Below are 7,846 nucleotides of genomic sequence, written 5' to 3'. Positions count from 1 at the left end.
CCTGAGTGAGCTGATGGTACTGTTTGTTCATGACAGACTCTGAATTTGTGTGTGAGAACTAAAATTCTGCCTTCAGCTCTCTCACTTTTCAACCTTAATCTGTTGCACTTATTGTATTACTCCAGCAACAGTCTCGAGCCATTACTAGCCAAAAAGATCGGGCTCGAAAATGAAGCAATAGAAATTGAAAAATGTTTAAAAGATCAAATTATATTGCAAGAGAAATCAATTTTTCAAAAAGAATATGACAGTAAAAAAGAAAAACTGGATAAAGCGTTAAAAATGGATGTGCTCTCTAAAGATGAGCATGTGGCTAAATTGGCTCAAGCAAAACTTAAGCTCGATAATTTCGATAATATCCGTAAGCTTAAAAAACAAAAAGAGATGGACCTAATTACTCAAGATGAACTGACTGAAAAGTTAACTGCTTTAGGTGCTTAAATTTTCATGATATAACCTCTGTTCACTTCATTTATGGTTTTCTAGCTGACTTAAGCAAGATTGGGCTATGTGAAGTGAACAGCTAAAACTCATCTTATCATCTCATTAGTTATATCCCCAATCTCATCAAAACGACTGGCACTAGGCGATGATTCCTACTGCGAATCTTGCTGGATTCGCTCTTTGAAAGCCTTGCGAGTCTCTTCATCGGCTTGGCTATACCAAAAATCCAACATCTGACCGATATTTATCTGGTCTTTACTGGTATTAGTCGTCTGTTCTGTGGGCTGACTATCATGAGTAACCACGGCTGTCGTTGCTGGTAATACTACCTGTGTTGATTTCTGTGCTTGTGGTACTAGGTTTTGGAGGGCCGCAGGCGCTGAACTCTTATTATAGACTGCTATCTCGTTGTCATAATCCCGGCCTACTTGTATTCCCGCTTTGAGGAGTAGGTCACTGGTGTATTCAACCGCTACACCCGCATCGTCGATAAGGCTCAGCTCTGCAAGCTTGTTAAACTTGTCTGCATCACTGTCTGATCTAAGTTTTGGCAACAACAGCTTATATACTGAATTTTGGCCATTAAAAGTCAGGATCACAGCTTCTGATGAGAAGCGTCTTTGTTCACCTTGTTGCCTGAAGCTGGTGTTATATTTAAACACAATCTGATTTTTGCCATCATGGAGCTCTAGTGAAGTCTCGCCCTCCATTTCTACACCATTAACCACTAAGAGCTGGGCAGACTTAGGTAAGGTAAGGGTGAGTTTGGCATATGCTGGTAGTGAACAGGCAGCAGTAAAAATAACGGCTAGGGCTAACGTGTGCTTCATAGGATTCTCTAGGTTAGATCTGTGGAGTGATTTATACCACTTTTAAACATATTAATGTATTCGGTATAGTCGAAGGTACGCTTGTTCGTGATCCTCAGGTTGTTTCTTATGTTTGATTAGACATTTGTACCAGTTTAAGCAGTGAAAAGACGTTATAATCATGGGTTATTATTCCCGATGGAGTTCGTCGTGTTCGCGAAATTACTGATCACTCTCTTAGTCATCGCCGGCGCCTTTTTATACTTACGCAAACCCGCTCGATTTTCTGCTCAAACTAGAACAGTCGATGTTGGGAAGCGAATCATGCTGCGCTATATTTTTATGGGCTTGGTAGCCGTTTCTATGCTTGGAAGTACAGGTTATTGGTATTGGAACTGGCAAGATGGCAACCAAGTAGTCAGAGTGACCATAGTATCACCGTTAATAGACAGCACCAGTGTATATCAGGTGAGAAAAAAAGACATATTGAACAATCAGATCACAACTATTGATGGCATTAACATTCGCTTATCGAATCAAGAACGTGTCATTATCGCAAATGCTAAATAATACCCATTTTGGCTAGATTATTGTTTATAAGGCTTCTTAATCTTGCCGATTAAGGTAGAATAAATTCGTTTTTTACCCTGCGCTATAACAAAAAAATTCGTTATAGTGTTTTTTCAGGAGGTACCATGATAACTGCTTATGTCTATAACAATCGTGAGCTAGCGATTACTGAATTGAACATACAGGATGTTGTACCTCCGGAAACGCTCTGGCTAGATCTTTTCAAACCCACAGACGAAGAACGTGAATGGCTGAGTAAATACTCTGTTGAAGAGGTACCTGAGGAAGAAGATATCAATGAAATTGAAGCTTCCGCGCGTTTCTATCAAAATAACGATGGCCTGCATATTAACTCTCTGTTTCCGCAACGATTAGGCCAGTATGTCAAAGGCGTTAACGTCTCATTTAATTTACGTAAAGATTTTCTACTAACGATTAGAGAGGACGATGTTGGTCTCATTCGCTTACTTAGAAATTATCTAAGGTTAGGACGTATCAAGGTCACCACACCTCAAGGGCTTTTTCTTGAGCTGTTCAATCTTAAAGTTGATTATTTATCAGATCTTATCGAAGATATTTATTCGGTTGTCGATGGTGTGAGTGAGCAGGTTTTTGAAAACAATGAACTAGACGAAGTGTTTAAACTCATTACCTTGCAGGAAGATTCAAATGGTAAAATTCGGTTAAGTCTGCTGGATACTCAGCGCTCTCTGCGTTACATGCAAAGGTATTATCGTGGCCAACTCACCGATGATAACCTCAAAGATTTGCGTGAGATGCTGTTAGATATCGAATCTCTGATGCCCCACAGCCAATTTATCTTCGATAAATTAAACTTTCTGCTGGATGCCGCTATGGGCTTCAGTGGATTACAACAGAATAAGATCATTAAAATCTTCTCGGTTGCAGCTGTCATCTTCCTACCACCGACTGTGATAGCCAGTGCTTATGGGATGAATTTTACCACTATGCCTGAGCTAGAGTGGCAGTTTGGCTATCCTATGGCCATCTTAATGATGTTGGCCAGTGCTGGTGGAACCTACGCATTCTTCAAGGGGAAAGGTTGGCTCTAGTCAGTTAGTCGTCAGCATGTTTTGAAGGAAATCGCAGGACTTTGGCACCTTGTTGTCGAAATTCCTGGGGGTAATTCAGGATGGTATTTAAGGCAACTAGCTTGTCATTCATGATCCTGATGGCCAAATAGCATCTGTGATAGGGGTTGCTGCAGCGTGATAGTTGTTGTTCCAGATTAAAAAGCATAGAGATTAACTGTGCCTTGTTAGATCCAGTGCTGCCGTCTATTGCTTCCTTGCAGAGGGTTTTTCGGAGTGCTTCGAGTTCATCGGGCTTATTTTCTGCCAGCCATTTTAGTTTATCGAAATCAGGTAATTCAGTCATAGCCTCTTCCCTCCAGAAGATAGCGTTACTTTCAAGTTAGCGAATAGTTTGCTATTGAGCAAGAAAACTGGAGAAAAACTGGCAGAATGTGCGGGGTTTTGGTTATAACAATTGCAGTATTTTTAGAGGGGGAAGTGATTCAGTCACCTTTACCGATGCATTTCAATAAGTTGGTTTTCTTTTTCTTTTCCTTTTCGACATTATCATCGTAAAACAGCTTAGCTATCCGAACCTATGTAGTAACTGACCCGCTCTCTTGGGTTTAAATATTTAAAAATTTTCTCGGGTAACGCCATAGGCTGTATACAACGCACTATGCTAAGACCTTCGACTTCAAGATCCACAATCGGCGCCTGCTCTTTGGGTACCATGGCATCGTAGACCAGTATTCTTGGGAACAATATCTTGTCTAGGTTGACGGACATGACCATGGCAAATTGTCCCGAAGAGAGTTCTACAACACTGCCGGGGGGATAGATCCCCAACATCTTGATCATCTTGCTCGTCACGTTCTGATTTAACTGATTCTTGAAATTTTTATAGATATGCCCGAGTGCGGCATAGGGAGTTCGTGCCTTCGCCTGTGCGTCTGGGTGACACAGAGAGTCGTATAAGTTAACCACGGCGACGAGTTGACACAATTTGTCGATGTTATTCTCTTTAAGGCCCTTAGGGTAGCCTGAGCCGTCTAAGTATTCATGATGATTGAGTACAATAGGCATGGCACCGGCAGGAAATTTATCAGCAAGTTTTAATAATTCTACCCCCATGAGCGGATGTTGCTTCATAAAGTTCACTTCAGGCGGCGTTAAGGGGATTTGTTTCCTGAGTAATTGTGGCGGAATTTTCAATTTACCAATGTCGTGAAAGAGTGCTCCCATGCCGACTAATTCTATGTCGCCTCTATCCCAGCCCATCTCTTTTGCCATTAACATGGAGAGTACTGCGACATTTAGCGAGTGATAATAGATTGATTCGTCGTCTTTGGCGTCGCCCATAAGATGTAGAACTAGGTTATCTGAACTGAGTAATTTCTCACTCATGTCATTGATTAATCTTTTAGCATCATCTATGGCACTTAGCGGACGATTGCGTAATTTAGCTACCAAGTTACGCATTATTGCGATGGAACGGTCAAATTCTTGCTCGGTTTTATGTAGGTCTCTGCGCATCCGTTTGAATTTTTCAATGCGCTCACTCTTGTTTTTTTGCATTTCGATAGTGAGGGCATCTAGATCTTCTTTCTGTGGCAACACCCGTTTAGTCTTGGCTACCTCTTCGGTGAGAGGCGGGATATCACTTCGCTCGAGATCGACAAGCACAAAGTCGATGGCTAATTTTTTAATGAGCTCGATTTGTGTCTGTTGCTTGAGTCTGAAACTACTGAATAGGAAGGGGTGATCTTTCCAAGAAACGGGTAAGCGGATGAAATTACCGACTTGTAATTGATTGACTGCAACTTTACGGCTTTTATTCATATTCTTCTTATCAGTATGCCCATTTCTGTAGGGCAATTATTCCAGAACTTGCTTGATTGTTATAGCGATATTTTAACTTAACTCAATTGCTTTACAATCACTTAACCAATATGTCAGCATAGAATGAACACAGAACAGACAAAGTTAACCAAATGGACTTCATTGAAGTATATCCAAATGCTATCCCAGATGACTTATGTGAGCGTTTAATCGCCTGTATCGAACAGCATCATGGGGTGATAGATGGCAGAACCGGCCATGGTGTGGATTTAGAAAAGAAAATCAGTCGCGATCTCACCTTAGACAGTTTCGAGGACCTACAGAGTATCAGGAATGAATTACTCAGCTATACATTGAAATACTCTACCGAATATTTCAATCAGTATTCGATGGCATTGATGGGGGGGGTGTCGGTGCAAGTCGCCGATGAAAAAGGCCAAAGTGTCACGTTGACGCCCGATAACTATCAGAATTTAGGAGAACCAAGATCCGCAGCGTTAGTTAAGTATCTCTATCGCAGTGGCACCATCAATGTTCAGAAATATCAGCAGGGGATAGGCGGATATCCTCACTGGCATTCGGAGCAGTTCCCTCAGGCGGGGCATAATGAGGCCTTGCATCGCGTGGTGCTCTATATGTTTTATCTTAACGATGTAGAGGAGGGGGGGGAGACGGAATTTTTCTATCAAAACAGAAAACTCAAACCAAAAAAGGGCACCATGGTCATAGCACCAGCGGGTTTTACTCACTCGCATCGAGGCAATAAACCAGTCAGTAACGATAAATATATTGCCACCTCTTGGGTCATGTTTAATCGTGCCGAGCAGCTATATCAATCCCGCTGAATTATCACCTATTTAATGGAACTGGTATTATATGCACCGAGTAAGCTAGCGTATGAATGCGAGGGCCTTGTGGTCAAGACCCTCTGGCGGTATGCGTAGCCACTGCCTGTTTAGTCAAGGATAAATAGTTCTGGGCTTAAATTGGAATAGTGATTCTAAACAAAGCGCCTTCAAGTTCTGAGATTTCTATGCTCAATTTACCATTGTAACTGATGACTATCTCATTACACACGGCGAGTCCTATTCCTTGCCCCGCTTTTTGTGTATCGGCTCTGACGCCACGTTCGATGATTCTTTGGCGCATGCTCTCTTCGACCCCTGGCCCATCGTCTTCGACAATCAGTTCAAACTCTCCGGCAGGGCTAAAGCGGGCTGTGACTCTTACCTGGCTAATACACAACTTGAATGCATTCTCCATCAAGTTACCGCAAAGCTCCATCAAGTCGCCTTTATCACCAGGGAAGAGATGTTCCTGAGGGATATAAGCGGTGAATTGAACCTGCTTGTCACGATAGACCTTAAAAAGCATTTGAGAAAGCTGATTGACCAGAGGGGCGACTAAGGTTTGTTCATGCTTGAGACCTTTACGACCTAGCATGGCACGCTTGAGTTGGTATTTAACCAACAAGTCCATCTGGCTTACCTGCTCCATGATGCGTTCGCTTGCCCCTTGTTTATCTAATGAGGCATCGTCGGTGATAGCGTGGACGGCTGCAAGACGTGTCTTGAGGCTATGGGCAAGATCATTCATCGCATTTTGATATCTCTGCTGTTGGGCACTGGATTGCGATAACAGCTGGTTGAGCGCTTGAGTAACCCCTTCGAGCTCAATGGGGTAATCTTGTGATAGTGCCTTAGTCTTACCACTGCTGACACTCTCTAACTCGTTTCTCATCCGACTTAAAGGTCGCATTCCCCAGTAACCAGCACTGACTAACAACACTAGGGCCAGAGCCAGCACCATGGCGAGCCTGAAATAGGTGCGTCGACTGAATTTGTTTAACTCCTGCTCGAGCTTTTCGGCATCTTTCATCACCAAGAGGTTGTATTGACTGCCAGACATTTCGAGTGACAGCAAATAGATGAAGTAGCCTTTTTCGTCGGCAAGATTGAGGTAATAAGGAGGTGAGTCGTGGCGAATGTCGTTGAAGCGTTCACAAGTGTCGAAAAGCCCTTTGTCGACGGCCAGAGATGAGGTCCAAATTTGTCTATAATTTGCATTACAGCTGGCTATGATATAACTCTGGGGGGCATTGTTTTCCTCGAGCCAGTCATCACTGCTGGCGGGGAGCAGATCATGAACCCTCAGTTCGGCGGCAACTTTAGGGATCTCGGCGATGAGCTTAGCCGTCTCTTCATTGTAGTTGTCTTGTGCATGAAGAATGTTGATCAGCCAGGCTAAACCGAATCCTACTAAGGCAATAATTGACAGTGAGGTGAGAAACATCCGCGTTAGCAGACGTTTCTTAAATTTAAACTTTAACTGCATGGCAGATTAAACTTGTAACCTTGGCCGCGAATAGTGGCAATAGGATTCTCCAGTCCTTCTTTGGTGAGTTTCTTTCTGAGTCTGGACACCATGACCTCTATGGTGTTTGGATCTCCCTCTTTATCGCCATAGATCACATCTAACAGACGCTGCTTAGCGACGACTTCATGACAATGGCGCATCAGATACTCGAGTATGAGATATTCGAAGGCGGTGATCTCCATGGGGACACCTTTCATCGAGAGCTGCTTCGCGGCGAGATCAAGTTCCAGATCACCACTGGTGATCTGTGGCCTAACAAATCCTGCACTGCGTCTAACCAAGGCGTCTAACCGCGCGACCAATTCCTCTTTTTGGAAGGGTTTAACCAGATAATCATCGGCACCGGCATTGAGACCTTCAACCTTATCTTGCCAATTGACTCTGGCGGTCAAGATAAGGATTGGGGCTTTTAGCCCCTCATCGCGTAGATTTTCAATCAAGCTCATGCCATCTTGATCCGGTAAACCTAGGTCGATGATAGCCACATCTATGGGATAATTGGTTGCCTGATAAAATCCCTCTTTGGCGGTCAATGCGACTTGAACCTGATTTCCTAGTTCACTCAGTTGTACCTGTAAATGGTGAGACAAGATAGGATCGTCTTCAACAATCAAAATTCTCATAATTTATGCCTTTATAATTTTTTACAATAGTGTACTCAGATAAAGACATGTTGCCAATATCTGTATTTGCTAATACTTTACTTGAGGATAACTTAATACCAGCTGACTTGATTTGTAAATAAACAACCTCAAATAGCCAACGAATCCT

At 42.8% G+C, this 7,846-nt stretch carries 9 protein-coding genes; 4 read left to right on the top strand and 5 right to left on the bottom strand.

Annotated elements, in window-relative coordinates; genetic code table 11:
• Positions 1-51 precede the first annotated feature (51 nt).
• Positions 52-441 (top strand): hypothetical protein, encoded by a 390-nt coding sequence (locus tag HRU42_RS02535; protein ID WP_295028727.1) that lies wholly within the window; start codon positions 52-54, stop codon positions 439-441.
• A gap of 155 nt (positions 442-596) precedes the next feature.
• Here HRU42_RS02535 and HRU42_RS02530 read toward each other — a convergent pair whose 3' ends face one another.
• On the bottom strand, positions 597-1,274 hold the full coding sequence (locus HRU42_RS02530; protein WP_295028725.1) for a DUF2057 domain-containing protein: 678 nt from the start codon (positions 1,272-1,274) through the stop codon (positions 597-599).
• 189 nt (positions 1,275-1,463) lie between these two features.
• Between HRU42_RS02530 and HRU42_RS02525 the strand changes: the two genes are divergently transcribed.
• Positions 1,464-1,823 (top strand): hypothetical protein, encoded by a 360-nt coding sequence (locus tag HRU42_RS02525; RefSeq protein WP_295028723.1) that lies wholly within the window; start codon positions 1,464-1,466, stop codon positions 1,821-1,823.
• A 125-nt stretch (positions 1,824-1,948) separates the two neighbouring features.
• Positions 1,949-2,896 carry a magnesium/cobalt transporter CorA gene (gene corA, locus HRU42_RS02520; protein WP_295028721.1) on the top strand — a complete coding sequence of 316 codons (948 nt, stop codon included), beginning with the start codon at positions 1,949-1,951 and terminating at the stop codon, positions 2,894-2,896.
• Positions 2,897-2,900: 4 nt separating this feature from the next.
• Here the strand turns inward: corA and HRU42_RS02515 are convergent, their stop codons facing one another.
• Together HRU42_RS02515 and HRU42_RS02510 are read right to left on the bottom strand one after the other, a co-directional pair.
• Entirely contained in the window at positions 2,901-3,221 is a 321-nt protein-coding gene (locus tag HRU42_RS02515) for a DUF3135 domain-containing protein (RefSeq protein ID WP_295028719.1), read from the bottom strand.
• A gap of 218 nt (positions 3,222-3,439) precedes the next feature.
• Positions 3,440-4,699, bottom strand: a complete 1,260-nt coding sequence (locus HRU42_RS02510) for an HD-GYP domain-containing protein (protein WP_295028717.1) — start codon at positions 4,697-4,699, stop codon at positions 3,440-3,442.
• 152 nt (positions 4,700-4,851) lie between these two features.
• On the opposite strand from HRU42_RS02510, the gene HRU42_RS02505 reads away from it, so the two are divergent.
• Positions 4,852-5,544, top strand: a complete 693-nt coding sequence (locus tag HRU42_RS02505; RefSeq protein ID WP_295028716.1) for a 2OG-Fe(II) oxygenase — start codon at positions 4,852-4,854, stop codon at positions 5,542-5,544.
• A gap of 136 nt (positions 5,545-5,680) precedes the next feature.
• On the opposite strand, the gene HRU42_RS02500 is transcribed toward HRU42_RS02505, so the two are convergent.
• Together HRU42_RS02500 and HRU42_RS02495 are read right to left on the bottom strand one after the other, a co-directional pair.
• Entirely contained in the window at positions 5,681-7,033 is a 1,353-nt protein-coding gene (locus tag HRU42_RS02500) for a sensor histidine kinase (RefSeq protein ID WP_295028715.1), read from the bottom strand.
• On the bottom strand, positions 7,024-7,698 hold the full coding sequence (locus tag HRU42_RS02495; protein ID WP_295028713.1) for a response regulator: 675 nt from the start codon (positions 7,696-7,698) through the stop codon (positions 7,024-7,026). The genes HRU42_RS02500 and HRU42_RS02495 overlap by 10 nt, the downstream gene beginning before the upstream one ends.
• Between the last annotated feature and the right edge of the window lie 148 nt (positions 7,699-7,846).

Source organism: Shewanella sp. (genome assembly GCF_013214165.1).
GTDB lineage: Bacteria > Pseudomonadota > Gammaproteobacteria > Enterobacterales > Shewanellaceae > Shewanella.
This window is presented reverse-complemented; position numbering and strand designations above follow the sequence as displayed.

Excerpts from the sequence above, each read along its gene's own strand:
- corA (WP_295028721.1), top strand. The coding sequence starts at position 1,949 with ATGATAACTGCTTATGTCTATAACAATCGTGAGCTAGCGATTACTGAA.
- HRU42_RS02500 (WP_295028715.1), bottom strand. The coding sequence starts at position 7,033 with ATGCAGTTAAAGTTTAAATTTAAGAAACGTCTGCTAACGCGGATGTTT.
- HRU42_RS02515 (WP_295028719.1), bottom strand. The coding sequence starts at position 3,221 with ATGACTGAATTACCTGATTTCGATAAACTAAAATGGCTGGCAGAAAAT.
- HRU42_RS02505 (WP_295028716.1), top strand. The coding sequence starts at position 4,852 with ATGGACTTCATTGAAGTATATCCAAATGCTATCCCAGATGACTTATGT.
- HRU42_RS02530 (WP_295028725.1), bottom strand. The coding sequence starts at position 1,274 with ATGAAGCACACGTTAGCCCTAGCCGTTATTTTTACTGCTGCCTGTTCA.
- HRU42_RS02510 (WP_295028717.1), bottom strand. The coding sequence starts at position 4,699 with ATGAATAAAAGCCGTAAAGTTGCAGTCAATCAATTACAAGTCGGTAAT.
- HRU42_RS02495 (WP_295028713.1), bottom strand. The coding sequence starts at position 7,698 with ATGAGAATTTTGATTGTTGAAGACGATCCTATCTTGTCTCACCATTTA.